28 protein-coding genes and 1 riboswitch are annotated in these 24773 nt (G+C 69.2%); of the genes, 17 read left to right on the forward strand and 11 right to left on the reverse strand.

Features of this window, described 5'->3' with window-relative positions:
- Positions 1 to 2 precede the first annotated feature (2 nt).
- Positions 3 to 87: riboswitch (ZMP/ZTP riboswitch) on the reverse strand.
- A gap of 7 nt (positions 88 to 94) precedes the next feature.
- Entirely contained in the window at positions 95 to 1198 is a 1104-nt protein-coding gene (locus ACQEU1_RS27750) for an FAD-binding oxidoreductase (RefSeq protein WP_433207690.1), read from the reverse strand.
- 319 nt (positions 1199 to 1517) lie between these two features.
- Here ACQEU1_RS27750 and ACQEU1_RS27755 point away from each other — a divergent pair, with 319 nt between their 5' ends.
- Both ACQEU1_RS27755 and ACQEU1_RS27760 read left to right on the forward strand, forming a co-directional pair.
- Complete coding sequence (locus ACQEU1_RS27755) at positions 1518 to 2153, forward strand: pyridoxamine 5'-phosphate oxidase family protein (RefSeq protein ID WP_433207693.1); 636 nt, start codon at positions 1518 to 1520, stop codon at positions 2151 to 2153.
- Positions 2154 to 2372: 219 nt separating this feature from the next.
- Positions 2373 to 4034 (forward strand): MDR family MFS transporter, encoded by a 1662-nt coding sequence (locus tag ACQEU1_RS27760; protein ID WP_433207696.1) that lies wholly within the window; start codon positions 2373 to 2375, stop codon positions 4032 to 4034.
- Here ACQEU1_RS27760 and ACQEU1_RS27765 read toward each other — a convergent pair.
- A complete protein-coding gene (locus ACQEU1_RS27765; RefSeq protein ID WP_433207699.1) occupies positions 3932 to 4315 on the reverse strand; it encodes a VOC family protein in 384 nt (127 codons plus the stop codon). The genes ACQEU1_RS27760 and ACQEU1_RS27765 overlap by 103 nt on opposite strands.
- Positions 4316 to 4441: 126 nt before the next feature.
- Between ACQEU1_RS27765 and clpB the strand changes: the two genes are divergently transcribed.
- Together clpB and ACQEU1_RS27775 are read left to right on the forward strand one after the other, a co-directional pair.
- Positions 4442 to 7024, forward strand: coding sequence for an ATP-dependent chaperone ClpB (clpB, locus tag ACQEU1_RS27770; RefSeq protein WP_433207702.1), 2583 nt, complete (start codon positions 4442 to 4444; stop codon positions 7022 to 7024).
- A 37-nt stretch (positions 7025 to 7061) separates the two neighbouring features.
- Entirely contained in the window at positions 7062 to 7472 is a 411-nt protein-coding gene (locus ACQEU1_RS27775; protein ID WP_433207705.1) for a hypothetical protein, read from the forward strand.
- Here the strand turns inward: ACQEU1_RS27775 and ACQEU1_RS27780 are convergent.
- Positions 7443 to 8471, reverse strand: a complete 1029-nt coding sequence (locus ACQEU1_RS27780) for an aldo/keto reductase (protein ID WP_433207708.1) — start codon at positions 8469 to 8471, stop codon at positions 7443 to 7445. The genes ACQEU1_RS27775 and ACQEU1_RS27780 overlap by 30 nt on opposite strands.
- Positions 8472 to 8583: 112 nt before the next feature.
- Here ACQEU1_RS27780 and ACQEU1_RS27785 point away from each other — a divergent pair, with 112 nt between their 5' ends.
- The 6 genes from ACQEU1_RS27785 to ACQEU1_RS27810 are packed head-to-tail and all read left to right on the forward strand — an operon-like array spanning position 8584 to position 12731.
- Positions 8584 to 9429: a helix-turn-helix domain-containing protein gene (locus ACQEU1_RS27785; RefSeq protein ID WP_433207711.1), complete on the forward strand. Its 846-nt coding sequence runs from the start codon at positions 8584 to 8586 to the stop codon at positions 9427 to 9429.
- Positions 9430 to 9466: 37 nt separating this feature from the next.
- The gene (locus ACQEU1_RS27790) at positions 9467 to 10201 is read left to right on the forward strand and encodes a hypothetical protein (RefSeq protein ID WP_382443945.1); all 735 of its coding nucleotides are present in this window, start codon (positions 9467 to 9469) and stop codon (positions 10199 to 10201) included.
- A gap of 53 nt (positions 10202 to 10254) precedes the next feature.
- Complete coding sequence (locus tag ACQEU1_RS27795) at positions 10255 to 11028, forward strand: SDR family NAD(P)-dependent oxidoreductase (RefSeq protein ID WP_433207715.1); 774 nt, start codon at positions 10255 to 10257, stop codon at positions 11026 to 11028.
- A gap of 37 nt (positions 11029 to 11065) precedes the next feature.
- Positions 11066 to 11380, forward strand: a complete 315-nt coding sequence (locus ACQEU1_RS27800; RefSeq protein WP_433207718.1) for a hypothetical protein — start codon at positions 11066 to 11068, stop codon at positions 11378 to 11380.
- The gene (locus ACQEU1_RS27805; RefSeq protein WP_433207721.1) at positions 11377 to 12297 is read left to right on the forward strand and encodes a WXG100 family type VII secretion target; all 921 of its coding nucleotides are present in this window, start codon (positions 11377 to 11379) and stop codon (positions 12295 to 12297) included. The genes ACQEU1_RS27800 and ACQEU1_RS27805 overlap by 4 nt, the downstream gene beginning before the upstream one ends.
- The gene (locus ACQEU1_RS27810; RefSeq protein ID WP_433207724.1) at positions 12294 to 12731 is read left to right on the forward strand and encodes a hypothetical protein; all 438 of its coding nucleotides are present in this window, start codon (positions 12294 to 12296) and stop codon (positions 12729 to 12731) included. The genes ACQEU1_RS27805 and ACQEU1_RS27810 overlap by 4 nt, the downstream gene beginning before the upstream one ends.
- A 1-nt stretch (position 12732) precedes the next feature.
- On the opposite strand, the gene ACQEU1_RS27815 is transcribed toward ACQEU1_RS27810, so the two are convergent.
- Positions 12733 to 13284: a hypothetical protein gene (locus ACQEU1_RS27815; RefSeq protein ID WP_433207727.1), complete on the reverse strand. Its 552-nt coding sequence runs from the start codon at positions 13282 to 13284 to the stop codon at positions 12733 to 12735.
- A gap of 65 nt (positions 13285 to 13349) precedes the next feature.
- Here ACQEU1_RS27815 and pyrE point away from each other — a divergent pair, with 65 nt between their 5' ends.
- From pyrE to ACQEU1_RS27835, 4 genes are all read left to right on the forward strand, one after another.
- Positions 13350 to 13904: an orotate phosphoribosyltransferase gene (gene pyrE, locus ACQEU1_RS27820; RefSeq protein WP_433211812.1), complete on the forward strand. Its 555-nt coding sequence runs from the start codon at positions 13350 to 13352 to the stop codon at positions 13902 to 13904.
- 63 nt (positions 13905 to 13967) lie between these two features.
- Positions 13968 to 14336: a DUF2784 domain-containing protein gene (locus ACQEU1_RS27825; RefSeq protein WP_433207730.1), complete on the forward strand. Its 369-nt coding sequence runs from the start codon at positions 13968 to 13970 to the stop codon at positions 14334 to 14336.
- Positions 14308 to 14973: a TrmH family RNA methyltransferase gene (locus tag ACQEU1_RS27830; RefSeq protein WP_433207733.1), complete on the forward strand. Its 666-nt coding sequence runs from the start codon at positions 14308 to 14310 to the stop codon at positions 14971 to 14973. Before ACQEU1_RS27825 ends, ACQEU1_RS27830 begins: the two co-directional genes overlap by 29 nt.
- Positions 14974 to 14998: 25 nt before the next feature.
- The gene (locus ACQEU1_RS27835) at positions 14999 to 16096 is read left to right on the forward strand and encodes a glycoside hydrolase family 76 protein (RefSeq protein ID WP_433207736.1); all 1098 of its coding nucleotides are present in this window, start codon (positions 14999 to 15001) and stop codon (positions 16094 to 16096) included.
- On the opposite strand, the gene ACQEU1_RS27840 is transcribed toward ACQEU1_RS27835, so the two are convergent.
- Complete coding sequence (locus tag ACQEU1_RS27840; protein ID WP_433207739.1) at positions 16086 to 16817, reverse strand: sugar phosphate isomerase/epimerase family protein; 732 nt, start codon at positions 16815 to 16817, stop codon at positions 16086 to 16088. The genes ACQEU1_RS27835 and ACQEU1_RS27840 overlap by 11 nt on opposite strands.
- Complete coding sequence (locus ACQEU1_RS27845) at positions 16811 to 17785, reverse strand: LacI family DNA-binding transcriptional regulator (RefSeq protein ID WP_433207742.1); 975 nt, start codon at positions 17783 to 17785, stop codon at positions 16811 to 16813. Before ACQEU1_RS27845 ends, ACQEU1_RS27840 begins: the two co-directional genes overlap by 7 nt.
- 34 nt (positions 17786 to 17819) lie before the next feature.
- On the opposite strand from ACQEU1_RS27845, the gene ACQEU1_RS27850 reads away from it, so the two are divergent.
- Together ACQEU1_RS27850 and ACQEU1_RS27855 are read left to right on the forward strand one after the other, a co-directional pair.
- Entirely contained in the window at positions 17820 to 18665 is an 846-nt protein-coding gene (locus ACQEU1_RS27850) for a PfkB family carbohydrate kinase (RefSeq protein ID WP_433207745.1), read from the forward strand.
- A 23-nt stretch (positions 18666 to 18688) separates the two neighbouring features.
- Positions 18689 to 19264 carry a nucleoside/nucleotide kinase family protein gene (locus ACQEU1_RS27855; RefSeq protein ID WP_433211815.1) on the forward strand — a complete coding sequence of 192 codons (576 nt, stop codon included), beginning with the start codon at positions 18689 to 18691 and terminating at the stop codon, positions 19262 to 19264.
- Between the two features lie 80 nt (positions 19265 to 19344).
- On the opposite strand, the gene ACQEU1_RS27860 is transcribed toward ACQEU1_RS27855, so the two are convergent.
- Positions 19345 to 19992 (reverse strand): DedA family protein, encoded by a 648-nt coding sequence (locus ACQEU1_RS27860; protein WP_433207748.1) that lies wholly within the window; start codon positions 19990 to 19992, stop codon positions 19345 to 19347.
- A 156-nt stretch (positions 19993 to 20148) separates the two neighbouring features.
- Between ACQEU1_RS27860 and ACQEU1_RS27865 the strand changes: the two genes are divergently transcribed.
- Entirely contained in the window at positions 20149 to 21519 is a 1371-nt protein-coding gene (locus ACQEU1_RS27865) for an FAD-binding oxidoreductase (protein WP_433207751.1), read from the forward strand.
- Between the two features lie 198 nt (positions 21520 to 21717).
- On the opposite strand, the gene ACQEU1_RS27870 is transcribed toward ACQEU1_RS27865, so the two are convergent.
- From ACQEU1_RS27870 to ACQEU1_RS27885, 4 genes are all read right to left on the reverse strand, one after another.
- On the reverse strand, positions 21718 to 21918 hold the full coding sequence (locus tag ACQEU1_RS27870) for a hypothetical protein (protein ID WP_433207754.1): 201 nt from the start codon (positions 21916 to 21918) through the stop codon (positions 21718 to 21720).
- Complete coding sequence (locus tag ACQEU1_RS27875) at positions 21918 to 23069, reverse strand: glycoside hydrolase family 18 protein (RefSeq protein ID WP_433207761.1); 1152 nt, start codon at positions 23067 to 23069, stop codon at positions 21918 to 21920. Before ACQEU1_RS27875 ends, ACQEU1_RS27870 begins: the two co-directional genes overlap by 1 nt.
- 765 nt (positions 23070 to 23834) lie before the next feature.
- The gene (locus tag ACQEU1_RS27880; RefSeq protein ID WP_433211818.1) at positions 23835 to 24554 is read right to left on the reverse strand and encodes a DedA family protein; all 720 of its coding nucleotides are present in this window, start codon (positions 24552 to 24554) and stop codon (positions 23835 to 23837) included.
- A gap of 23 nt (positions 24555 to 24577) precedes the next feature.
- Complete coding sequence (locus ACQEU1_RS27885) at positions 24578 to 24772, reverse strand: hypothetical protein (protein ID WP_285637138.1); 195 nt, start codon at positions 24770 to 24772, stop codon at positions 24578 to 24580.
- Between the last annotated feature and the right edge of the window lies 1 nt (position 24773).

A 24773-nucleotide genomic window follows, 5' to 3' on the forward strand; every position in this document is an offset into this window, starting at 1 on the left:
GTGCCGGGCACCCAGGCGTTCGGTGCGCTCGGCCGTCGCTTCCCGGTGGTCAGTTCCACCCTCGGCACGCCAGTCGCTTGTCGACGTGCCGAGCTTAGTCCAGCGTGAACGGGTCGTACTTGATCCGGTCGAGCGGAGTTCCCGCGACCAGCATGCGGGACACCGTGGACCTGATCATGGCCGGGCTGCCGCAGACCAGGACGTCCCGGTCCTCCCACGCGCCATAGCGGGTGACCACGTCGGCGAGGCTGCCCTGCTCGACACCTCGGACGCCGGGGTCGGACTCCAGCACCGGCACGACCGTGAGCCACGGGTTCGTGGTCGCGATGCGCTGCAGGTTGTCGAGGTCGTACAGGTCCTCGCGGGTGCGGCCGCCGTAGAACAGGTGCACGCGCGGGTTCTCGCCGTACTGCGACATCTCGTCGATGATCGCGTGCATCGGCGCGACACCCGTGCCACCGGCGACCATGAGGATGTCCGTGCCGGCCGTGCGGTCGACCGACAGACGTCCCATGGGCGGTCCGATGCGCCACGTGTCACCGGCCTGCGTGTGGCCGACGACCGAGCGGGACACCCAGCCGCCGTCGACGGACCGGATGTGGAACTCGATGACGCCGTCCTCGCGCGGTGCGTTCGCCGGCGAGAAGTACCGCCACAGGCGCTTGCGCTGCGGCGTCTCCACGCTGACGTACTGACCGGCCTTGTAGCTCACCGGGTGGTCCGGCTGCAGGCGCACGACCGCGAGGTCCCACGACACGCGCTGGTGCTCCAGCACCGTCGCGTGCCAGTAGGCGGGCCCGTTGTCGGCGTCGGCCGCCTCCTGCATCGCCCTCGCCATGAGGGTGTAGGCCTCGGCCCACGCCATCTCGACCTTGGGCGTCCAGGCGGCGCCGGAGAACTTCTTCACCGCGGACAGCAGTGCCGTCCCGACCGCCTCGTAGTGGACGTTGATGACACCGAACTTGCGGTGGTCACGTCCCAGCTGACGCAGGAAGGGAATGAGGTCGTCCGGGCGGTCGACCATCTGCACGACGTGCACGAGGGCGCGCAGCAGACGGCTCCGCTGCACCTCCATGTTCGCGGGGAACATCTCGCGTGTGGCGGGCGAGAGGGAGAAGAGCATGCCGTAGAAGAACTTCGCCACTTCTTCGGCGTGCGGCTCCACCACAGCGAAGCTCTCCCGGATCATCCGCACCATCGCGGTGACGCCAGGCGGGGGTTCTCGGTGTGGCGGGGTAGGGATGGGGCTCAGCACAGCGTTCGCAGTCATGGTCCGCGCGCAGTCTCCACGTTCTCATTGGGTGTTTCTGAGTAGCGCCGGCTGGGGCGCTGTCGTTACTCGTCAAGCATCCGTCCCCCGACGGAGTGGACACTAACCCCTGTTCGAGCCTCCTGACTCCTTGATGCCACCTTCGAGCGAAGCACGGTAACTCTACGTGACTAGTTGTTACCGCAACAGTGTGAATGTGAGGGTCCTTCTGTACCGGGTTGCGTGCTTGCGTGCTTGGGTTGGGCGCGTGTCCCTGCCAGAGCTGACTGAAACCACCTCACCCGACCGTGTGGAGCGCGACGCCTTGCCCGGCTCACGTGGTGAGCACTTCCTCCAATGTGCCCTGGAGACGACCGATCGCGCTACGCGCTTCTACTCGGACCAGGTGCTGGACCACCTGAACCCCCTGATGGTCTCCTTCGTCGCCCGGATGGAGATGGCCTTCGTCTCCACCGCTGACGCCGACGGGGAGTGCGACTCGTCACTGCGCGCGGGGCCGGCCGGGTTCCTGCACGTCGTGGACTCGCGGACCCTCGTCTACCCCGAGTACCGGGGGAACGGGGTGATGGCCTCGCTCGGCAACATCATGGAGAACCCGCACGTTGGGATGCTGATGGTGGACTTCACCGAGGACCTGATCGGGCTGCACGTGAACGGGGCCGCCCGGATCGCTCCCTTCGAGGAGTTCGCCGAGCTGGCCGGGGAGGACCGGAAGGTCGAGCGGTGGGTGGTGGTGTCCGTCGAGGAGGCCTACATCCACTGCCGCAAGCACATCCCCCGGATGGTGCCGGTGGACCGGATCCGGGACTGGGGGACGGACGACGTCCGGCGGAAGGGCGGGGACTTCTTCGAGGCGAAGGCCACGAAGGCTGCCGAGTCCTGAGTCGCTGATCTCGCAGGCGGACGGCCGCGGCGGTGGGACTCCACCGCCGCGGTCGTCCGTCCGGCACGTGCCGCCCCGTTCGTGAGCGTGCGCCGACCCCCGCTCGAGCGGCCCGGCCGACCCTGGGTGTGACCCATCAGCCACCCCAATTCGTTGTTCTAGCTAACTATCTCCAGATATAGTTGTATGACATCAACTAACTACTGGAGGTGTGCCGGTTTGAGTCGGCCCTCGTCGCATCGGGAGATCCTCGAAGCGCTGTCCGGAATCTGGGTGGCGTTGCTCGTCGCGATCCTCAGCTCCACCATCGTCTCGAACGCCCTCCCGACGATCCTGGCCGAGCTCAAAGGCACGCAGACCCAGTACACGTGGGTCATCACCGCGATGCTCCTCGCGTCCACCGCCAGCACGCCCCTGTGGGGGAAGCTCGCGGACCTCTTCGACAAGAAGCGGCTGCTGCAGTCCGCGATCGTGCTGTTCGTGATCGGCTCGGTGCTCTCGGGCCTCAGCCAGAACATGGAGCAGCTGATCGGGTTCCGGGTCGTGCAGGGGCTCGGCATGGGTGGTGTGCAGGCGCTGGGGCAGGTCGTCGTCGGCGCGCTGCTCAGCCCGCGTGAACGTGGGCGGTACAGCGGCTACACCGGCATGGTGATCTCCGCCGGGACGGTCGGCGGGCCGTTGGTCGGCGGGTTCCTCGTCGACTGGCCGGGGTGGCGGTGGTGCTTCTTCGTCTGCGTCCCGCTCGCGCTCGTGGCGCTGGCCGTGCTGCACAAGACGTTGCACCTGCCGGTGAAGAAGCAGCACGTGAAGATCGACTACCTCGGTGCCACGCTCATCACGGGTGGGGTGAGCCTCGTGCTCATGTGGGTGTCGTTCGCGGGCAAGGACTTCGGCTGGATCAGCGGTGAGAGCGCGCTCTTCGCGGGCGGGGCGCTCCTCGCGATCGTCGGGGCCTACTTCGTGGAGCGGCGGGCCAGTGCGCCGGTCATCCCGCTGCACCTGTTCAAGAACCGGACCGTGGTGCTGGCGATGCTCGGGGGTGTCGCGGTGGGGACCGCGATGTTCGGCGCGTCGGTGTTCATGGGGCAGTACTTCCAGATCGCGCGCGGCTTCTCGCCGACCAAGGCCGGGTTGCTGACGGTGCCGCTGGTGCTCGGGCTGAGCATCTCGTCGACGGTCAGCGGGCAGTTGATCGCCAAGAGCGGGCGGTGGAAGAGCTACCTCGTGTGGGGAGCGTTCTCGCTGGTCGCGGGGCTGGCGCTGCTCGGGACGATCGACCACCGGACCAACCTCGTGCTGATGGGCGCGTACCTCGCCCTGGTCGGCGTCGGAGTCGGGCTGACCATGCAGAACCTCGTGCTGGCCGTGCAGAACGGCGTGGGCATGGCCGACCTCGGAGCGGCCAGCTCCACGGCCACGTTCCTGCGGTCGCTGGGCGGGACGGCCGGCGTCTCGGTGCTCGGGGCCGTGCTGGCGGCCCAGGTGAGCACGAAGACGCTCGACCGCGGGTCCCTCTCCCCAGTCGTGCGCGACTCCTACGGTGACGCCATGGGCGAGTTGTTCCTCATCGCCGCCGGGCTCGCCGTGTTCACGGTCATCGCGGTCCTGCTGATCAAGGAGCAGCCGCTGCGCGACTCGGTGGAAGATGTCACCCCAACGGGTTCTGGTGCACAGACGGTCGCCACTGAACTTGATTCACCTGTGGATACTGAACAGCGGATTGTGGATAACTCGGTTCCCGCTGTGGACAAGCTGTTGGTGCTTTCGAGTGACGCTGGTCAGGACGTCGCGGCTCGTTCGGATGCGCTGCGTTCCACGCAGAACTCGTTGCCCTCGGGGTCGCGGAGGGTGACCCAGCCGGTGCCGTCGGGCCTGCGCTGATCGTCGAAGACCGTCGCGCCGATCCCGACGAGGCGCTCCACCTCCTCGTCGCGGGTCGTGCCCACCGGCTGCAGGTCCAGGTGCAGCCTGTTCTTGAGGTCTTTTCCTTCGGGAACGTTGATGAACAGGTAGCGGATGCCGTTCGGCAGCTCGATCATCGCCTCGGGGTCGCCGGGGTTGTCGTCGGGGTGGATCGGCAGGTCCAGGACCTCGCTCCACCACGAGGCGATCTCGTAGCAGTCCCGCGTGTCGATCGTGATGCTGTGGATGATGGACGTCATGGGACTGATCATCGCCTAGTCGCGCTGTGATCTGGAGCGATTTCAAGGTTGAGCGGAACAGACTCAACTTTTCTGACGTTGTGCGGGATGATGGTCCATGCTGGAGGCTGACCACGAGGTGGAGGAATGGACGCTTTCAACCCGACGACCAAGACGCAGCAGGCCGTGTCCGCGGCGGTGCAGGCCGCCACGCTGAACGGGAACCCCGACGTGGGTTCCGTGCACCTGCTCAGCGCACTGCTGGCGCAGACGGACGGGTTGACCGCGCCGTTGCTGTCGGCCGTGGGCGCCGACCCCGAGCAGGTGCGCAAGGAGCTGGAGCAGCTCTCCCGCGGGCTGCCGAGCGCTTCCGGTTCCACCGTGTCCGCCCCGCAGTTCTCGCGCGACGCCGTGCGGGTGATCAACCGGGCGCAGGAGCTCGCCACCGAGATGGGCGACGAGTACGTGTCCACCGAGCACCTGCTCGTCGGGCTCGCGCAGCACGGCGGGCTGGTGGCCGACCTCCTGCGGCGGCACGGTGCCACGCCCGACGCGCTGACCGACGCGTTCGCGAAGGTGCGCGGCTCGGCGCGAGTGACCTCGGCCGACCCCGAGGGCACCTACAAGGCGCTGGAGAAGTACGGCGTCGACCTGACCGAACGCGCGCGCAAGGGCGAGCTCGACCCGGTGATCGGCCGTGACGCCGAGATCCGCCGCGTCGTGCAGGTGCTGTCGCGGCGCACCAAGAACAACCCCGTGCTGATCGGCGAGCCCGGCGTCGGCAAGACCGCGATCGTCGAGGGCCTGGCGCAGCGCGTCGTGGCCGGTGACGTGCCGGAGTCGTTGCGCGGCAAGAAGGTCGTGTCGCTCGACCTCGGCTCGATGGTCGCGGGCGCCAAGTACCGCGGTGAGTTCGAGGAACGGCTCAAGGCCGTGCTGAAGGAGATCACCGACTCGGCCGGGCAGGTCATCACGTTCATCGACGAGCTGCACACGATCGTCGGTGCGGGCGCGACCGGTGAGTCGGCGATGGACGCCGGCAACATGATCAAGCCGATGCTGGCCCGCGGCGAGCTCAGGATGGTCGGTGCCACGACCCTGGACGAGTACCGCGAGCACATCGAGAAGGACGCCGCCCTGGAACGCCGCTTCCAGCAGGTGCTGGTCGGCGAACCCTCGGTGGAGGACACGGTCGGCATCCTGCGCGGCTTGAAGGAGCGCTACGAGGTGCACCACGGCGTGCGCATCACGGACGCCGCGCTGGTCGCCGCCTCGACGCTGTCCGACCGCTACATCACCGCGCGCTTCCTGCCGGACAAGGCCATCGACCTCGTCGACGAGGCCGCGTCCCGGCTGCGCATGGAGATCGACTCGCGGCCCGTCGAGATCGACACCGTCGAACGTGCCGTGCGGCGCCTCGAGATCGAGGAGATGGCGCTGTCCAAGGAGTCCGACGCGGCCTCCGTCGAACGCCTGCACGCGTTGCGCGCCGAACTGGCCGAGAAGCGCGAGGAGCTCTCCGCGCTGACGGCGAGGTGGCAGAACGAGAAGGGCTCCATCGACCGCGTGCGCGCGCTGAAGGAGCAGCTCGAGTCGTTGCGCGGCGAGTCGGAACGGGCCGAGCGCGACGGCGACCTCGGCCGTGCGGCGGAGCTCCGGTACGGCCGGATCCCCCAGCTGGAGAAGGAACTCGCGGTCGCGGCGGAGTCCACACAGGACGCCGCGATGCTCAAGGAGGAGGTCGGCCCGGACGACGTCGCGGACGTGGTGTCGGCGTGGACCGGCATCCCCGCCGGCAGGCTGCTGGAGGGCGAGACCGCCAAGCTGCTGCGCATGGAGGAGGAACTGGGCCGCCGCGTAGTGGGCCAGGCCGAAGCCGTGCGCGTGGTGTCGGACGCGGTGCGCAGGACACGCGCCGGCGTAGCCGACCCGGACCGCCCCACGGGTTCGTTCCTGTTCCTCGGCCCCACCGGCGTCGGCAAGACGGAGCTCGCGAAGGCGTTGGCGGGCTTCCTGTTCGACGACGAGCGGGCGATGATCCGCATCGACATGAGCGAGTACTCCGAGAAGCACTCGGTGGCCCGCCTGGTCGGCGCGCCTCCCGGCTACGTCGGCTACGACCAGGGCGGCCAGCTCACCGAGTCGGTCCGTCGCCGCCCGTACTCGGTCGTGCTGCTGGACGAGGTCGAGAAGGCGCACCCGGACGTGTTCGACGTGCTGCTGCAGGTGCTCGACGACGGCCGCCTGACCGACGGCCAGGGCCGCACGGTCGACTTCCGCAACACGATCCTGGTGCTCACCTCGAACCTGGGTTCGCAGACCATCGTCAACCCGACGCTCACCGAGCTGGAACGCAAGGACGCCGTGCTCGCCGTGGTGCAACGCCACTTCAAGCCGGAGTTCCTCAACAGGCTGGACGACGTCGTGGTCTTCCACGCCCTCGCCACCGAGGAACTGACGTCCATCGTGGACATCCAGATCGCCCGCCTGGCCGACCGCCTGGCGGCCCGGCGCCTGACCCTCGACGTCACGCCGTCGGCCCGCGACTGGCTGGCGCTCAACGGCTTCGACGCGATCTACGGCGCGCGGCCGTTGCGGCGGCTCGTGCAGTCGGCGATCGGCGACCAGCTGGCGAAGGAGCTGCTGGCCGGCGAGGTCCGGGACGGCGACACGGTGCGGGTCGACGTGGTGGACGACCAGAGCGGCCTGATCGTGGGCCGCACCGCCTGAGCGAGAGTCCCCTGTGGGGCCGGTAGGTTCCGGCCCCATGGGGGACTTCCGCTTTGCCAGGTACCAGGCCGCCGAGCCCAACGCCCGCGGCCGCTTCCCCGGCGTCTTCGGTCTCGTGAACGGCCTCCGCCGCCGCGGCGAGCTCACCGCCGCGCAAGAAGAGTTCGTGCGCGTCAACAACGCCTGGTACAACGCCGCCTACACCGACCCGTCGACGGTCGACCCGGCGGTCTACGACCGCGCGGTCAACCCGGATGCCCGTGCCTGGTTCAAAACCGAGGCGACGCACCTGGTCGTGCGCCTGCCCGGCTACCTCGCCATCCTCGACGCCCACGGCGTGCGCTGGGAGCGGCTGGAGAGCGACGACCCCGGCCGGATCGTCTACGAGGACGCCGACCAGGTCGTCGTGGTGCCGCGCTCACCGGCTCTCGACCTTCAGCTCCCCTGACAGCACGGTCCGGATGTGGTCGCCGGACAGCACGTCGTGCGGGTACCCGAGGTCGATCGCGCTCGCCTCGTCCAGCCGCGCCACCTGCCCCGCCGTCAACGCCACCTCCAACGCCCCGAGGTTCCCGACGAGCTGCTCCGGCGTGCGCGCCCCCACGACAGGAGCGACCACCCCGGGCCGCCGCACGTTCCACGCCAGCGCGACCTGGGCAGGAGCGCATCCGACCTCCAACGCCACCGACCGCACCACCTCGGCGATCCCGAGCGTGCGCGGGTTCACCATGCCCAGCGCGGCGTTGAACTCCCGGCGCGACGTCCCGGCCTCGGCGGCGCCCGAGTACTTGCCCGACAAGACTCCGCCGCCCAACGGCGAGAACGGCGTCACGCCCAGCCCCAGTGCGGAGGCCATCGGGATCAGGTCGCGTTCGGCGGCCCGGTTGATCAGGCTGTACTCGACCTGCAACGCCACCAGCGGTGACCAGCCGCGCAGGTCCGCGACGGCCTGCATGCGCGCGATCTCCCAGGCCGGGGCGTTCGACATGCCCACGTAGAGGACCTTGCCGGACCGCACCAGGTCGTCCAGGCCGCGCAGCACCTCCTCGAACGGCGTCCGCGCGTCCCAGACGTGCACGTGCAGCAGGTCCAGGTAGTCCGTGCGCAGCCGGCGGAGGCTGTTCTCCACCGACGCGAACAGGTTCTTGCGGTGCGAGCCGCCGGAGTTCGGGTCGTCAGGACGCCGCAGGGTCGAGTACTTCGTCGCCAGCACCAGGCTGTCGCGCCGTCCCGCGACCAGCGAGCCCAGCAGTTCCTCGGAACCGCCGTAGGCCGCGGCCGTGTCGATGAAGTTGCCGCCGCGGTCGACGTACGTCGAGAACAACGTCCGCGCGTCCTCGGCCGACGAGCCCCAGCCCCACTCGTTGCCGAAGGTCGCGGTGCCCAGGGCCAGTGGTGAAACCCGCAGGCCGGAACGGCCCAGCAGGCGGTACGTGTCGAGCGACATGGTGTTTCTCCCCGAAGACGAAGTGGAGCACCAGCGTCCGACGAACAAAGCCCATCGATAAGGGAAGGAACTTCCTGGGAACACGAGTCCTACCCGGACTGTTGAAGAGGCCATGCTCACCGACGTGACGCAGGAGCTCGCGATCTTCCTGAGGACCCGGCGCGAGCGGCTGGACCCGCGCGACTTCGCCCTGCCGCGACGACGGCAGCGCAGGACGCCCGGGCTGCGGCGCGAGGAGGTCGCCGAGCTGGCGGGGATCAGCGTCGACTACGTCGTCCGGCTGGAGCAGGCCCGCGGGCTGCGGCCGTCGGCGGAGGTGGCGCAGGCGCTGGCCGGGGCGTTGCGGCTGAACGACGACGAACGCGCGTACCTCCTCGGCCTCACCAGGCAGCGCACCGAGGACAAGGCGGCGACCGAGGCGGCCGAGTCGTTGAAACTGCTGGTCGAGGACCTCTCGCCGAGGCCAGCCATGGTGATGAACCACCGGTTCGACGTCCTCGCGTGGAACGACGAGATGGCGGAGGTGCTCCTGGACTTCCGGGAACTGCCGGAGACCAGGCGCAACGCGGTCTGGCTCTGCCTGCTGCACCCGGAGATCCGCCAGCGGTACGTCGACCGCGACCGGGTGGTGAGAGAAGGCGTCGCCCACCTGCGGGCCGCGTGGGCCGCGCACCCCGAGGACCAGGTGCTGGCCGGCCTCATCGCCGAGTGCGCCGCCGCCGACGAGGAGTTCGCCCGGCTGTGGGCCGCGCGCGACGTCCGGTTCAACGCCCGCGGCGCCAAGGTGCTGAAACACCCGAGCGCGGGGGAGATCGCCCTCAGCTTCGAGACGCTCCGGCCGCTGCAGAACCCCGACCAGCTGCTGGTGATCTACCGCGGAGCCGACCGGAGGAGCCAGGCCGCGATCGCCCGACTGAACCGGGGAAAGGCACGCCGAGATCACGACGCGCGGAAGTGATCTTCGTTCCTCGCCTCCGACCCACTACGCTTGGCCCGTGGGCATACCGGCGTGGGTCTGGTTCACCGTCGCCGCGGTGGCGGGTGTGGCGGGGTTCGCCCTGCTCGCGACCGACCGGGCGCAACGAACCGCGCGTAATCGTGAACGGCGCCGTTGGGCTGCCCTGCGCGGCTGGCAGTTCGAGGAGACAGACCACGTGCTGCCGACCCGGTGGGAAGCCGGGGCCATCGCGTACTACGGCACGGGCCTCGCCCGTGACGTGGTGGCGGGCTCCACCTTCACCGCGGACGGCCGCAGGCAGGTCTACGTGCTCGACCACGAGACCGGCGGCAAGGTCAACTCCGTGCTGGTCGGCGTGCGCTGCCGCAGGGCGTTGTCGGTGGTGATCGAGCTGTGGCTGTCGACCGTGCCGTTCCAGCGCGACGACGACAAGAAGCCGATGCCCGACATGCTCGGGCCGGTGGGGTCGCGGTACGCGTTCGTCACGGACGTGCCGGCGGCCCGCAAGATCATCACGCCCGACCTGATCGATGCCGCCGAGGAGATCGGGGGCGACGTCACGGTCGTCTGGATGGAGAACGACTGGGTGCTGGCCGCCGCGCCGCCCAACTCGTCGCCCGCGCGCCTCGAACGGCTGCTGCGCGACGTCGGCGAGCTCGCGGACGTCATCGACCCGTTCGACCCGGACCCGTCCGAGCGCGAGGAGCCGGTGGCGGAGGACGACGAGGGCGGCGAGGTCTACCGGCCGTCGTTCGGGCGCAAGCAGACGTGACGTTGCAAGCGTGATCTTCGGCCCCGGCGCCGAACCGACTACCGTGCGGACGTATGCCAACCGCACTGGTGACCGGATCGACCGTCGGGATCGGGGCCGCCTTCGCCCGCAGGCTCGCGGCGGAGGGGTACGACCTCGTGCTGGTCGCGCGCACCGCGCCCGCACTCGAGGAACTCGCGAAGCAGCTGCACGACCGGCACGGCGTGAACGTGGACGTCCTGCCGGCCGACCTCAGTGACCACGAGGACCGGCTCAAGGTCGAGCAACGGCTCGCCGAGCAGGCCGTCGACCTGCTCGTGAACAACGCGGGCTTCGCCAACAACGGCGAGCTCTTCGCCACCGACGTCGAGAAGCTGCAGAACCAGCTCGACGTCAACGTCACCACCGTGCTGCGCCTGTGCCGGGCCGCGATCCCGGCCATGATCGCGCGCGGCAAGGGCGACGTCATCAACGTGTCGAGCGTCGCGAGCTTCCTGCCGGGCCGCGGCACGAGCTACAGCGCCGACAAGGCGTGGGTGACGGCGTTCTCCGAGGGCACGGCGCTCGCGGCCGAGGGCACCGGCGTGCGGATCATGGCGCTCGCCCCCGGTTTCGTGCGGACCGAGTTCCACCAGCGGGCGCGGATCGACATGTCCAAGACGCCGAACTGGCTCTACGTGCCGGTCGAGAAGCTGGTCCACGAGGCCCTGCGCGACCTGCGCCGCGGCAAGCCGTTGTCGGTGCCCGGCCTGCAGTACAAGGCGATCGTCACCATCGCCACGCGCCTGCCCCGCAAGCTCGTGCGCCGGATGGCGTCGCGGTTCGCCGGCGGACGCGGTCGCACCTGACCGGAACCGTTGGGCCGAATGGCGCGTCGGAGGGCACGTGAGCGAACAGTTCCACGTCGAACCGGACGAGTTGCGGGGCTACAGCGAACTGCTGGACCGCAACGCAGGGCACTTCCTGACCATCAAGGACCACGCGATCTCCAAGGGCGGTGACACCAGCGGGTTCACCGGCCTGCTGACGTTGCTGCACCCCGTCGTGACCGGTGTCGCGAGCCTCTACGGGGAGACGCTGGACTTCGCCAACAAGATGATGACCAAGGACGCCGACGCGCTGCGGAAGACGGCCGACTCCTACGAGAAGGTCGACCAGTTCGGCCTCAAACTGATCCAGGGTGCCGGAGGTGGCCGATGACCACGGCGTACGCGGACGTCGAGGACCCGTCGGTCGCGCTCAACGCGGCCGCCGAGGACCGTCCCGGCAGGCAGACCACCAAGGAGCTCATCGAGGCCGCCGGGTGGAAGCTGCAGGGCGTCAACTGGATCTACGAGAAGGTCACCGGCGAGAACCTGATCGAGTCGCTGATCAGCCCGCTGGTCGGCGACTTCGAGAAGATCGACGCCAACGCCAACGCGTGGGACCAGGTCGCGAAGGCGCTGGACTCCGTGCGGCACAACGTCGGTGAGGGCGCCGGCCAGCTGGGTCCGCACTGGGACGGTTCCGCGGCGCAGGGTTTCGAACGCCGCATGGACACCATGTGGGTCATCGCGATCGAGGCGGACTCCCAGGTCGCCCGGATCATCGGCAACAAGTTCCAGTCGATGGCCTCGGCGTGCCGCTCGGCCACGAAGGTCGCGCTGTTCCTGCTCGACAAGCTCTGCACCATGCTGCTCGAAGCGGCGATGACCGCGGTGATCCCGGTCGTCGGCTGGGGCCGCGCGGTGTGGATGGTCTACGACGCGATCCAGATCGTCGACGCCATCCGCAAGATCATCCAGTCGATCATGACGCTGATCGAGGGCGTCAAGGGCATGGTCGACGGCATCGTCGCCATGGGCACGGCGTTGATGAAGCTCAAGGACGTCCGGGACGTCAACGACGCGCTCGACGCCGTGGACGGCGTGCAGGACGGCAAGCAGAAGTTCGACAACGGCGTGTCGGCGGCGAAGTCCGGCGCGATCGGTGTCGGCCTCGGCGCGTACGGCCTGGGCAAGGCCGGATCGGCCGCGTCCGGCCGCTACAGCACGCCGAGCACGGGCAGCGGCGCCGGAGCCGGAACCGGTGGCTCCTCCGCACCCGCACCGGCGTCCACCGGTGGTGGTCAGCAGTGACGTTCCCCTACGACCAGGCGCGGCTCCAGCAGCTGTTCGCCGACGTCGACTCCCGCATCGACGACCTGGGCAAGGTCGCGACGGCCGCCTCCCAGGTGCAACGACGTTCGCGCGGACTGTCCGAACAGGACCTCCGCGAGATCGAGCGGTTCGCCAAGTCGCCCGGCGCGCCCAAGGAGCTCAAGGACTTCCAGCGCCGCGTCGACGCCGGCGAGCTGTCGTGGGCCGACGTCGCCGCGGGTCGCGCGCTGAACGACCCCGGTGCGCAGCAGGCGCTCGCGGTCGGCGTGCCGGACCTCCAGCGCGCCTACCGGGCGCTCGAAGAGGGCCAGGACGTCGAGGACGTCATCGCCTCCGGAACTCCCGCGCCGCCGCCTCCTTCGCCGGACGACGAGGACGACGGCCCGAGCCACTTCCGCAAGGACGCCTGGTAGGTCAGACGGGCCAGTCCACGCCGCCGCTGCTGGTGTGGCTGGTCCCGGTACCGCGTACGACGTCGAAGGCGACCGCGCAGGCGGTCGCCAGCGACCGCACCGGCTCCGTCACGGCGGGGTTGATCCGCACGACGTCCCTGCGCACCCGAGAGCCGTTGCGCTTGGCCCGCGCACCGGTCTGGATTCGTGCGACGTCACCGAAGAAGCAGAGCTGCTGACCGGCCGCGTCGTGCAGTGACTGCTGCCACGCGCCGTGCGTCTTGATCGTCCCGATCAACTGGCCCTGCGGCGTGCTCACCCGCACGTGCGGCCGTCGCCCAAAGCCCTTGTCGATGCGCATGATCGGCTGGCCACCAGGCGCCACCACGTCGAGGTCGAACGTCGTCCAGCCGGAGAACCCGGTGTGCCGCAACGGCCGCTGCACCCCGGGACCGCCGCGCTCGCGCACCACCATCACCGGCACGTCCCGTTCGTCGAACACCTCGACTCGGTAGTGCGGCCGGGCCAGCAGGCTCAGGAACGTCCACGGCTGTTCCACGTACAGGGTGCTCACGGTGATGCAGCGTACGAGGCATCGTCCGCTCATATGTGCGAAGCTCACGACCCGTGCGAACTGAAGTGGTCTTGGACTCGAACGCTAAGTCGGAACTCGCTCGCCTCGTGAGCGAACTGGCCGTGGTGCACGGCAAGGTGACCCTCTCCAGCGGCAAGGAAGCCGACTACTACGTCGACCTGCGGCGGGCGACGCTGCACCACGCCGCGGCCCCGTTGATCGGCAGGCTGCTGCGGCAGCTCACGTCCGACTGGGACTTCGTCGCGGTCGGCGGGCTCACCCTCGGCGCGGACCCCGTCGCCTACGCGATGATGCACTCCGCCTCGGCGGACGGTGACGTGCTCGACGCGTTCGTCGTGCGCAAGGCCAACAAGGCCCACGGCATGCAGCGCCAGATCGAGGGCATCGACGTGCGCGGCCAGCGCGTGCTCGCGGTCGAGGACACCTCCACCACGGGCGGGTCGGTGCTCACGGCCGTCACGGCGTTGCGCGAGCACGGGGCCGAGGTCATCGGCGTGGCCACGGTCGTCGACCGCGGCACGGGCGCCAAGGAGGCCATCGAGGCCGAGGGTCTGCAGTACCGCTACCTGCTCGACCTGAACGACCTCGGCCTCGCCTGAGGTTTTGTCGAGAGCGGTTCGAGCCACCCCGTCCTAGTCTGGAACAGGGACGGGGTGGTGCGAATGGCCAGATCTCTAGCCGAAGCGGTCATGCTCCTGCACTTCGCGGTGCTGGCGTTCCTGCTCGTGGGCGGATACCTCGCCTGGCGCTGGCGCTGGGTGATCTACCCGCACCTGGCCCTGGGCGCGTGGGCGGTGCTGAGCATCCTCACGCCGACGGTCTGCCCCCTCACGACCTGGGAGAACGACTTCCGGGCGATGGCGGGCATGCCGGTGCTGGAGACCGGGTTCATCGACCACTACATCGACGGCGTCTGGTACCCGGAGAGCGCGTCGACGCTGGTCCAGCTGGTGCTGGGGTCGATCGTGATCGTCTCCTGGATCGGCTTCTATGCTGGTCACCGTGCTGCTCGAAGGCTTTCACGCTGTTAAGCACGCGCTGCGCTTCGGCGGGCACGTGGACCCGTTGCTCACGACGGACCTCGCCGCCGCGGTCGCCCTCGCCGAGACGCACGCCCCCGACCTGCGCGAGCGGTTCGCCGCCGCCACCGAGGTCGACCAGAACCACTTCAAGCTGCGGGTCGGCCGCACGCACCCCACCGGCGTCGCCGGGTTCGCCGAACGGCCTGAGCTGCCGTTCGACCGCCAGGCGCCGGTCGTGCTGCTGGACAACCCGCGCAACCTCGGCAACTTCGGCGCGGCCATCCGTGTCGCGGCCGGCCTCGACGCGGGCGGCGTGATCTCCACCGGGGACGTCGACCCGTGGCACCCCAACGTCCTGCGCGGCTCGGCCGGGCTGCACTTCGCGCTGCCGGTGGCGAAGGTCACGAGCCTCGACTTCGCCGGCGAGCTGATCGCCTTCGACGCCGACGGTGACCTGCTGAAAGGCCCGATCCCGGACGACGCCGTGCTGGCGTTCGGCTCGGAACGCCACGGCATCTCCGCCGAGGTCCGCGCCAAGGCCTCCCGGATCGTCCGGCTGCCCATGCGCGAGAAGGTCAGCAGTTACAACCTGACAACTTCTGTGGCCATGGGCCTCTACCACTGGGCGATTCACCGAGCTTCTTGATCGGTCAAGCACGCACGATGACCTTGTGGCGATCGCGAAACTGCTGGCGGCGCGCGCGGGCGTCGCGGAGCGCGCGGTGTACTCCAGGCACCTGCGGAGGGTCTGGGGTGTGCCGGGCACGCTCCTCGGGGCGAGGGCGTGGCCCCCGCTCTTCCGGGACAAGATCCACACCAGCTTCAACTACTGGTGGCAGGCGCACCTGCTGGACTGCCTGATCGACGGCTACCTGCGCTCGCCCAGCGAGCTGCGCAAGGCCGCGGTCACCAAGGTCGTGCGCGGCATCCGGGTCCGCAACGTCCTGGGCTGGACCAACGACTTCTACGACGATGTCGCGTGGCTCGGCCTGGCGCTGCAACGCGCCGAACGCGAGGTCGGCGTAGCGAAGCCCAAGGCGTTGAACGCCATCGCCGAGCAGTTGCGGGACGGCTGGACCGACCACGCCGGTGGCGGCATCTGGTGGAAGCGCCACGACGACTTCAAGAACGTCCCCGCCAACGGCCCGGCCGCGATCTTCCTGGCCCGCCAGAACGAACGCACCGACCTCGCCCGCGCCCGCTCCACCGTGGACTGGATCGAGGAGCACCTGGTCGACCCCGGCAACGGCCTCGCGTGGGACGGCCTGCACGTCCACCCGAACGGCGAGATCCGCGAGTACGAGAAGAACATCTTCACGTACTGCCAAGGAGTTCTCATCGGCGCGTGCGTCGAGCTCGCGAAGCACGGCCAGGCCGAGAAGTGGCTCGACAAGGCCGCACGCACGATCACGGCCGTGCACGACGACCTGGCCACCAACGGCGTGATCCGGGGTCAGGGCGGCGGTGACGGCGGCCTGTTCGCGGGCATCCTCACCCGCTACCTCGCCCAGGCCGCGTTGATCATCCCCGACCTCGACCCCGAGCGGCACGAGACCGCCGACCTGGCCCGCGAGCTCGTGGTGCAGTCGGCGGAGGCCGCGTGGAGCAACCGCGTGATGGCCGTCAGCGGTCCGCTGTTCGGTCCGGAGTGGACTGTCCCGGCGGACGAGGAGGAGGGCCGCGACCTGTCCGTCCAGCTCGGTGGCTGGATGTGCCTGGAGGCGGCCGCCCTGCTCGAACGCAGCGGTCTGGACGTCGCTACGGCCTGATCCAGCTCAGCAGCGCCTTGGCGTCCTCGCGGAACCGCTCCGGTGAGTCGTCCAGCACGAACTCCAGCAGCACGTTGCGGTCGACGCCGTCGCGCGCCAGCTCGGTCAGCACCGGCTTCCACAGGTCACGGCGCTCGGCCAGCGGGAACCGCTCGGTGAACCCGCCGGGTCCCCACGAGAAGGCGTGCGCCGTCACGGGTTCGAGGGTCCGCACCTCGTGCACGGCCGAGAACACGTCCTGACCGCCGCGCGGCTGCCAGTACGACACCACGCCGTCGACCTCGTCGAGCAGCCGCACGGTCGAGTCGAGCGTGTCCGTCAGCGTGTTCCGGTGGTACTCCAGCGCGATCTTGGTGCCCATCGCCTCGGCGTGCTCGACGGCGTGGTGCAGCGCGTCGATGACCGGCCCGCGGTCGGGCGTCTCCTCCGAGCCGGCGGTGCCCGCCCAGACCCGCACGAACGGCGCGTCCAGCTCGGCCGCGGTCTCCAGGACCGGCGCCAGCTCGGCGCGGTCGGAGACCCCGGCGCGGTAGTACGACCCGTACGCCGCCACCTTCAGCCCGGTGTCGAGCGCCCTGCGTGCCGCCGCGAAGTCGCCGGGCGGCACGTGCACGTCGCCGCCCCACTCCACGGCCTGCAAGCCGCACTCCGTCGCGAGCTCACCGATCTCTTCGACCGTGAGCTGCCGGAACGTCACCGAGACGAGCCCAGGGATCAGCATCCGCAGGACTGCCGGTGCATGAGGGAGGGTGAGAGCCGGATCGTCTCCGGTGGCCTCTCGGGGTCAGCGATGCGGGAGAGCAGCAGTTTCACCGCGGTCCGTCCGATCTCCTCGACTGGCTGGGCCAGTGTGGTGAGCGGCGGTTCGATCAAGGTAGCCCACTCGACCTCGTCGTAGGCCACGACGGCCAGGTCCGTGCCGAGCTTGAGACCGCGGGCGCGCATCTCGTGCAGCAGCCCGACCGTGACGAGGTGGTCGGCGGCGACGACGGCGGTGGCCGGGTCCTCCTGGTCGAGCAGCGGCGCGAGCCAGCCGCTCTGCGACACCAGCGCCTCGTCCCACTTCAGGCCCGCGCGGCCGAGGCCGAGGCGGTAGCCGAGGATCCGTTCCTCGGTCGTCGCCACGCCGGCCTTGCCGCAGACGATGCCGATCCGCCGGTGCCCGAGCTCCGCGAGGTGCTTGACCAGGCCGGACGTGGCCTGGACGTTCTCCGGCCCGACCTGGTCGATGTCCTTCGCCACGGTCAGCCGGTCCACCAGCACCGTCGGGATGCTGAGTCTCTTGAGCTCCGGCAGGACCAGGCTTCCGCCCCCTGCCGACGGTGTGAGCAGCAGCCCGTCGACTCTTCGCGAGCGCAGCATTCTGACCGCGGCCTGCTCGGACTCGGGGGTGTCCCGCGTGTCGATCAGCACGAGCGAGTAGCCGTTGCGGGTCGCTTCCGACTCGATGGCGGCGATCAGCTCGGCGAAGTACGGGTGGGAGACCAGCGACACGGCGAGGCCCAGCGACTTGGTGCCGCCCATGACCAGCGAACGCGCGATGGCGTCCCCCGTGTACCCGGTCTCGTCGATCGCCTTCTGGACGCGCTCGCGCGTGTCCCCGGCGACCGGCCGCGTCTCGTTGATCACGTGTGACACCGTGGTGATGGAGACCCCCGCGAGAGCCGCGACATCCCGCATGGTGACCATGGCCTGGGACCATACCCGTTTGGAGGAAGCCCAGATGGCAGCCGTGCTGTGTGTCGGGCTCACAACTCTCGACGTGACCCAACGGGTGGACGAGTTCCCGGAACCCGGGCAGAAGATCCGCTCGCTCGACGCCGTGCTCTCGCCGGGAGGCCCGGCGGCGAACGCGGCCCGCGCCGTCGCGGCACTCGGCGGGCGGGCGTCGCTGCTCACCGCGTTGGGTGCCGACGCACTGGGTGAATTCGTCCAGGCCGCCTTGGAGCCGGTCCACGTGACCGCCGTTCCGGGCACGACACCCGTGAGCATGGTCGTCGTCCGGGACTCCGATGGAGAACGCACGGTTGTGTCCCGGAACGCATCGGTGCAGGTGATCGCGCCGGAGTTGGCCGAACTGCTGGCCGCCGCCGACGTGGTGCTGGTCGACGGGCACCACGACGGGCTCGTGATCCCCGTCGCCCGCCAGGCGAAAGCGCTCGGATTGCCTGTGGTGCTCGACGCCGGGAGCTGGAAACCTGTCCTCGATCACCTGTTGCCGCTGGTGGACGTGGCCGCCTGCTCTCACGGGTTCGAGCGGTCCGAGGCCGAGGTGCACTCCTTCGGGGTGCCGCTGGTCATTCGCACGCAGGGTGCGAAGCCGGTCACCTGGTCGCGGAACGGCTCGCGCGGAGAGGTGCCCGTGCCCGCGGTGGAGGTGAAGGACACGAACGGTGCCGGAGACGTCTGGCACGGCGCGTACGCCTTTGCGCTCGCGTCAGGGGCGGACCCGGTGGAGGCCATCGGGTTCGCGTCGGAGGCGGCCGCCGTTCGCGTCGGTGCGGTCGGGGACTGGGTTGAGAGGCTGGCGCGGTGGCAGGACAGCAGGTCAGGTTCGACGAGCTGCTAGAACGGGCTCGGGCGCTCGCGGACATGGGTGAGCGCAAGATTCTCGGCATCGGCGGGGCACCCGGTTCCGGCAAGTCGACACTCGCGCGCCGGCTGGTCGAGGCCCTCGACGGCCAGGCCGTGCTGGTCGAGATGGACGGCTTCCACCTCGCGCAGAGCGTGCTCGAACGGCTGCGGCTGGTCGAACGCAAGGGCGCGCCCGACACGTTCGACATCCCCGGCTACGTGGACCTGCTCGGCCGCATCAAGGCGTGCGGGCCGGACCTGATCTACGCGCCGGAGTTCCGCCGCGAGATCGAGGAGCCGATCGCCTGCGCCGTGCCGGTGCACCCGGACGTCCCGCTCGTCGTCACCGAGGGCAACTACCTGCTGCTCAACTACGACAAGTGGAAGCGCGTCCGGATCATCCTGGACGAGGCGTGGTTCCTGTTCATCGACGAGGACGTGCGCGTGCAGCGCCTGATCGACCGCCACCTGCGGTACGGGCGCACCTTGTCGGAGGCGGAGGAACGGGTGCTGCACGGCACCGACCACGTCAACGCGTTGATGGTGAACTCGTCGAAGGGATCAGCGGACCTGCTGATCACCGAGGTGCTCTAGGAACAGGCCAGGCCGGCGCGCAGCCGAGGGCGTCGCCGGTGACGGCGGTCCGTCCCGCAGAACGGCTTTGCGATCTGTCGCTAGTTCGTTCCGACTTCGACCGTGTCGTCGATCGGCTTGGCCATCTCCTGGCGGTAGCGCCAGATCCCCCAGCCGGTGCCGCCCACGAAGAACGCGATGCTGACGATGATCGCGGCCGTCTCGAGCCACGGGACGGACTGGATGATGCCCGCGCCGTAGTAGCCGGCCAGCACCAGCGTCGGCACCCACGCGACGGCGCCGATGGTCGTGGCCACGGTGAACCGCTTGAGGTCCATCCGCGCGGCGCCCGCGATGATGGGCGCCAGCGTGCGGATCCACGGGATCCAGCGGGCGAGCACGATGGCCCAGAACCCGCGGCGGTCGAGGAAGTCGCCGGCGCGTTTCAGGTTCTGCCGGTTCAGCACCTTGCCGCCCTTGCGCGCGAGCACGCGGGTGCCGGTGCCCCGGCCGATGTAGTAGCCGACCAGGTTGCCGACGACGGCGATGATCAGTGCGGCGAGGGACAGCAGCCACGCCGACAGCTCGCTGTTGTGCGTCGCCAGCACCACGCCGGCGGCGAACAGCAGCGAGTCACCGGGCAGGAACAGCCCGAAGATGAATGCGCACTCGACGAAGATGAAGCTGAGCACGATGACCCAGACGGCCACCGGACCGGCGGTCTCCAGCGAGGCGAATGCATGCGCCACGGTGAACCAGCCTACGTCTTGCGGTGTGGACGGCACGGCGACATCGGTCTGACGGGTTGCCTAAATCTGGGTTGAGCACACCGAGTCACCACGTGAACTCCGCTCCGCCCAGATCGCCGCCTCGTGAACCGGCCGAGTCGGACTAGCGTGGGGCGCATGGAGACCTTGCTCGCGGAACTCCGCGCCGCCGTGGGTGAATCCGGCGTGTTGACCGACACCGACGTCACCGCGAGCTACGAGCGCGACATGATGCCGTTGGCCCCGCACGGCAGTCCGCTGGCCGTGGTGTTCCCGCTGAACACCGGGCAGGTGCAGGAGGTCGTGCGGGCCTGCGCCCGCCACGCCGTCCCGATCGTCCCCCGTGGCGCGGGCAGCGGTCTCTCCGGCGCCGCGAACGCGATCGAGGGCTGCGTCGTCCTGGTCATGACCAAGATGAACGCCATCGTCGAGGTCGACGCCGACAACCGCCTCGCCGTCGTCGAGCCGGGCGTCGTGAACCTCGACCTGCGCGGCCGCGTCGAGAAGGACGGCCTGTTCTACCCGCCGGACCCGAGCAGCTACGACTGGTGCACGATCGGCGGCAACCTCTCCACCAACGCAGGCGGCCTGTGCTGCGTGAAGTACGGCGTGACCACCGACTCGGTGCTCGGCCTCGAGGTCGTCCTGGCCGACGGCGAGGTGCTGCGGACCGGCCGCCGCACGGTCAAGGGCGTCGCGGGCTACGACCTCACCAAGCTCTTCATCGGCTCCGAGGGCACGCTCGGCGTGATCACCCAGGCGACGCTGGCTCTCCGGCCGTTGCCGCAGGCCCCGGCCACGCTGGTCGCCGCGTTCGGCACCACGGCGCTCGCGGGTGCCGCGGTCAGCCGGATCGTCCGCGAGGGCCTGGTGCCGTCGCTGATGGAGATCATGGACCGCACCTCGATCGAGGCCGCGGAGACGTACCTGAAGACCGAGCTCGGCGCCGGACCCGGCTGCGCGGCGTTGCTGATCTGCCAGTCCGACGCGGGCGGCGAGCAGGCGCGGCACGAGCTGCGGAAGATCGAGGAGATCTGCCTGGAGGCCGACCTCGTCTACGCGACCGAGGACGTCAACGAGGGCCGCGACCTGCTGACCGCCCGCCGCGCCGTGCTGACCGCGCTGGAGATCTACGGCTCGTGGCTGACCGACGACGTGTGCGTGCCGCGCACCCGCATCGCCGAGCTCATCCAGGGCTGCGAGGACATCTCGGCCGAGGTCGGGCTCAAGATCGCCGTCGTCGGCCACGCGGGCGACGGCAACATGCACCCGACGATCGTCTACGACCCGGCCGACGCCTCGCAGTTCGCGCGTGCCCAGAAGGCGTTCGACGACATCCTCGCCGTCGGGCTCTCGCTGGGCGGCACGGTCACCGGCGAGCACGGCATCGGCAAGATCAAGCGCGAGTGGCTCGCGAAGGAGATCGGGCCGGTCGGGCTGCGGGTCCACCGCGAGATCAAGCGCGCGCTGGACCCGTCGAACCTGTTCAACCCGGGATCCATGTTCTAGCGGCTTCCTCGACGTCGGCGAGCATCCGCCGCCGTTCCTCCGGCCCGAGCACCCGTCCTCGGGTGAGCAGCGCGAGTTCGTCGTGCGCCGAGAACTACGGGAACGTGCAGGGGTTGCCCGCGTCCGTGCCGACCAGGATCTCCTCGCCGTGGTCGTGCATCTCGGGTTGCTTGCGAACACCTTGACGCAACGGGAGACTCAAATCCTTTCGAGCACTTCCCTCGCGTCGGACGCCCACAGCGGGCTGGCGCTGAGCTCGACGAGGTCGGGCACCAGCGCCGCGCGGTGCTCGGGCTCCAACGTGTCCCCGACGTACTTCAGGGCCGCCGCCACCTGCCACGCGATCGGGCTCCTCAAAGCCTGACGCAGCAACGCGATCCGGTCTTCCAGCCGGTGCACTAGCGGGACATGGCTTTCAGCAATGAGTGCTGCGCGTCGTCGTGCCCCAGCTCCCACATGAACGTGCCGAGCAGCCCGCGTGCGCGCGCGTAGTCCGCACGGAGCTTGATGGACCGCGGGTTCTCGAACGACACGAACTTCTTCTCCGCCGCGTTGTACAACCACGGCGACTGCGCCACGGGGTGCCAGTACTCCTTCCACCCCGGCGCGGCCTTGAGGGCGTTGACCTCGTCGTACCCGTCGACCCAGAACGCGCTGTCGTACGCCTGGTAGAGCCCGTGCTGCGGCCCTTCGGCCTTCACGTTGAACCCGCGGCCGTAGAACGGCACGCCCAGCACCATCTTGCGTGCGGGCACTCCGTGGCGCTCGTAGTAGTTGATGGCGCCCACGACGTTGTTCCACTTGCGGTCTTCGCGCGGCATCGGGTCGTTGGCGACCTCGCGGAAACCGGCGTTGAACGTGGCCACGGGCGAGAAGCCGGTGCCCAGGTCGTAGGTCATGACGTTGATGAAGTCCATGGTGCGCGCCAGTTCGCGCAGCTCGAAGGACTTCGCCGGGTCGTACGGGCCGTCGGTCTGGAGGCGGCCTGCCGGGAGGGCGGCGGTGACCAGCTTCCTGGGGCCGAGCGCCTTGCGGAAGTCCTTGGTCAGCAACGTCATGTTGCGCTTGTCCTCCGGGCGGTCGGTGATCTCTGTCGGGCCGCCGTAGACCGGGAACTCCCAGTCGATGTCGATGCCGTCGAAGGTGCCGTCCTGGAAGAACAGGGCCTTGCAGGAGCTGATGAGGGTGCTGCGGGTGGATTCGGTGAGTGCTGCGTCCGAGAAGCCGCCTGCGCCCCAGCCGCCCAGGGAGATCAGGGCTTTGAGGCTTGGTTTGCGGTGCTTGAGGTCGCGGATGTCGGCGAAGTCCTTCTGGGCTGTTTCGGCCGGCATCGTGCACTTGCCGTTCTCGATGGTGGAGAAGGCGTAGAAGAGGTGGGTGATGGGGGTGTTGGACGGGATCTGGGAGATGGGCTTGGAGCCGCTGAACCAGTTGCCGTAGTAGGCGCCGACGATCTTGGGTGGGGTGGCTTCTGCCGGTGTGGTTGTGCCTGCTGCGACTGCTAGGGCGGTCAGGGTCAGTGCGAAACCCTTGCGGAACAACGACATCATTCTTGGCCCTCCCCGGTGGTCCAGACCAGTTGGAGGCTAGGGGTGGTGTCCGGTTTGCCGCAAGGTTGAGGGTGGAAACCGGTCCTATTGGCCCCTCGGTGCCGGTTTCGTTGGTGTGGTTCCTGTTGCGGCGGGGTGGGTTGCGTTTCCAGCGGGGTTGGTTGCGTTTTGTTGGTTGGGCTGCGGTTGCGAGGGTGCTTGCGCGGGTCCTGCCGAAGCGCGTGGGTGGCGATTGGGGCTTGACTTCGGGGCCCTTGCGAGGTGCTTGTCGGACCGGAAAAGGCCGGGCTGAAAAGAGGCCCGGCCGAGCCACTAGTGGTAGCACCTCGCACCCAAAGTCAAGCCCCAATCGCAGTCGATGGGTTGTACCGCTGACCGGAGTGGGATCAGCCCGTTCGGGCTCGCCTGCGGCATCGCGTACCAGGCCTCGTAGGTGGTTGGCTTTGCGTTGACGGCTGTCCGGTTGGCACCGCGCGCCGGGCCGAGACGGTGGTTGGCTTGCGTTGGCGGCTGCGGTTGGGTGCCGCCTCCGTGCCTCCGTGCCTCCGTGCCTCCGTGCCTCCGTGCCCGCCGCCTCGGCCTCCGCCCCTGCCGCCAACGCCCCCGTTGCTGCTCGGCTGACCACTCCGGACTGTCAGACCCTCTCGGTACGTTGGGTCGCGGGGGAGCCTGAATCCGAGGGGACCCCTGCGGCAGCATGCCTCCCGCAAGCAAAAGGCCCGCCTGCTCTCGGAGCGGGCGGGCCTTCGTGTGCTGGTCGTGCGGTCAGCGCTCCACGCGCGGGATGACCTGCGTCGCGTCGTCGTGCTGCACCTGCGCCTGCATCACCTGCGTGATGTCGTCGGCCTCGGCCTCGACGAGCGCCTTCTTCTCCTTGCGGGCCTTGATCACCTCGATGATGATCGGCACGATCGACAGGAAGACGATGGCCAGGAGCGTGATCTCCAGGTTGTTCTTGATGAACGAGACCTGGCCGAGGAAGTAGCCGAGGATCGTCAGGCCCGCCGCCCAGGCGACGCCGCCGATGGCCGAGTACGTGAAGTACTTCTTCGGGTCCATCTTGCCGACGCCCGCCATCGCGGTGATGAAGGTGCGGACGATGGGGACGAAGCGGGCGAGGACGATGGCTCGGGCGCCGTACTTGTCGAAGAACTCCTGCGTCTTGTCGACGTACTCCTTCTTGAAGATCTTCGACTCCGGCTTGCTGAACAGGGCCGGGCCTGCCTTGACGCCGATGTAGTAGCCGACCACGTTGCCGACGAAGGCGCAGACCGTCAGGAGCACGCAGACGAGCCAGAGCGGGGTGTCGATGGTGCCCGCGGCGACGAACAGGCCCGCTGTGAACAGCAGGGAGTCGCCCGGCAGGAAGAAGCCGACGAGGAGCCCGCACTCCGCGAAGATGATGAGGCACAACCCGATGAGCATGTACGGGCCGAGCCCGTTCAGCAGAACGGTGGGGTCCAGCCAGTCAGGGCCCAATGCAATCGTCACGCGCCCAACGGTACAGGTCAGCCGAGCGTGATCACCGCCGCCACCGTGCCTGCGGCCAGGCCCAGGAGCAGCGCGAGGCCCAGCACCCACCACGCGGACATGGGTGCCGGGGGCTCGTCGTCAAAACGGACAGGTACGGCAAATCCGGCATTTGTGCTGGTCGCCTGTGCTCTCAGAGCGTCGGTGACCAGTCGTTCCGGATCGTCTGCCATG

This window comes from Lentzea sp. CA-135723 (genome assembly GCF_050936595.1).
In the GTDB taxonomy this organism is placed as follows: Bacteria; Actinomycetota; Actinomycetes; order Mycobacteriales; family Pseudonocardiaceae; genus Lentzea.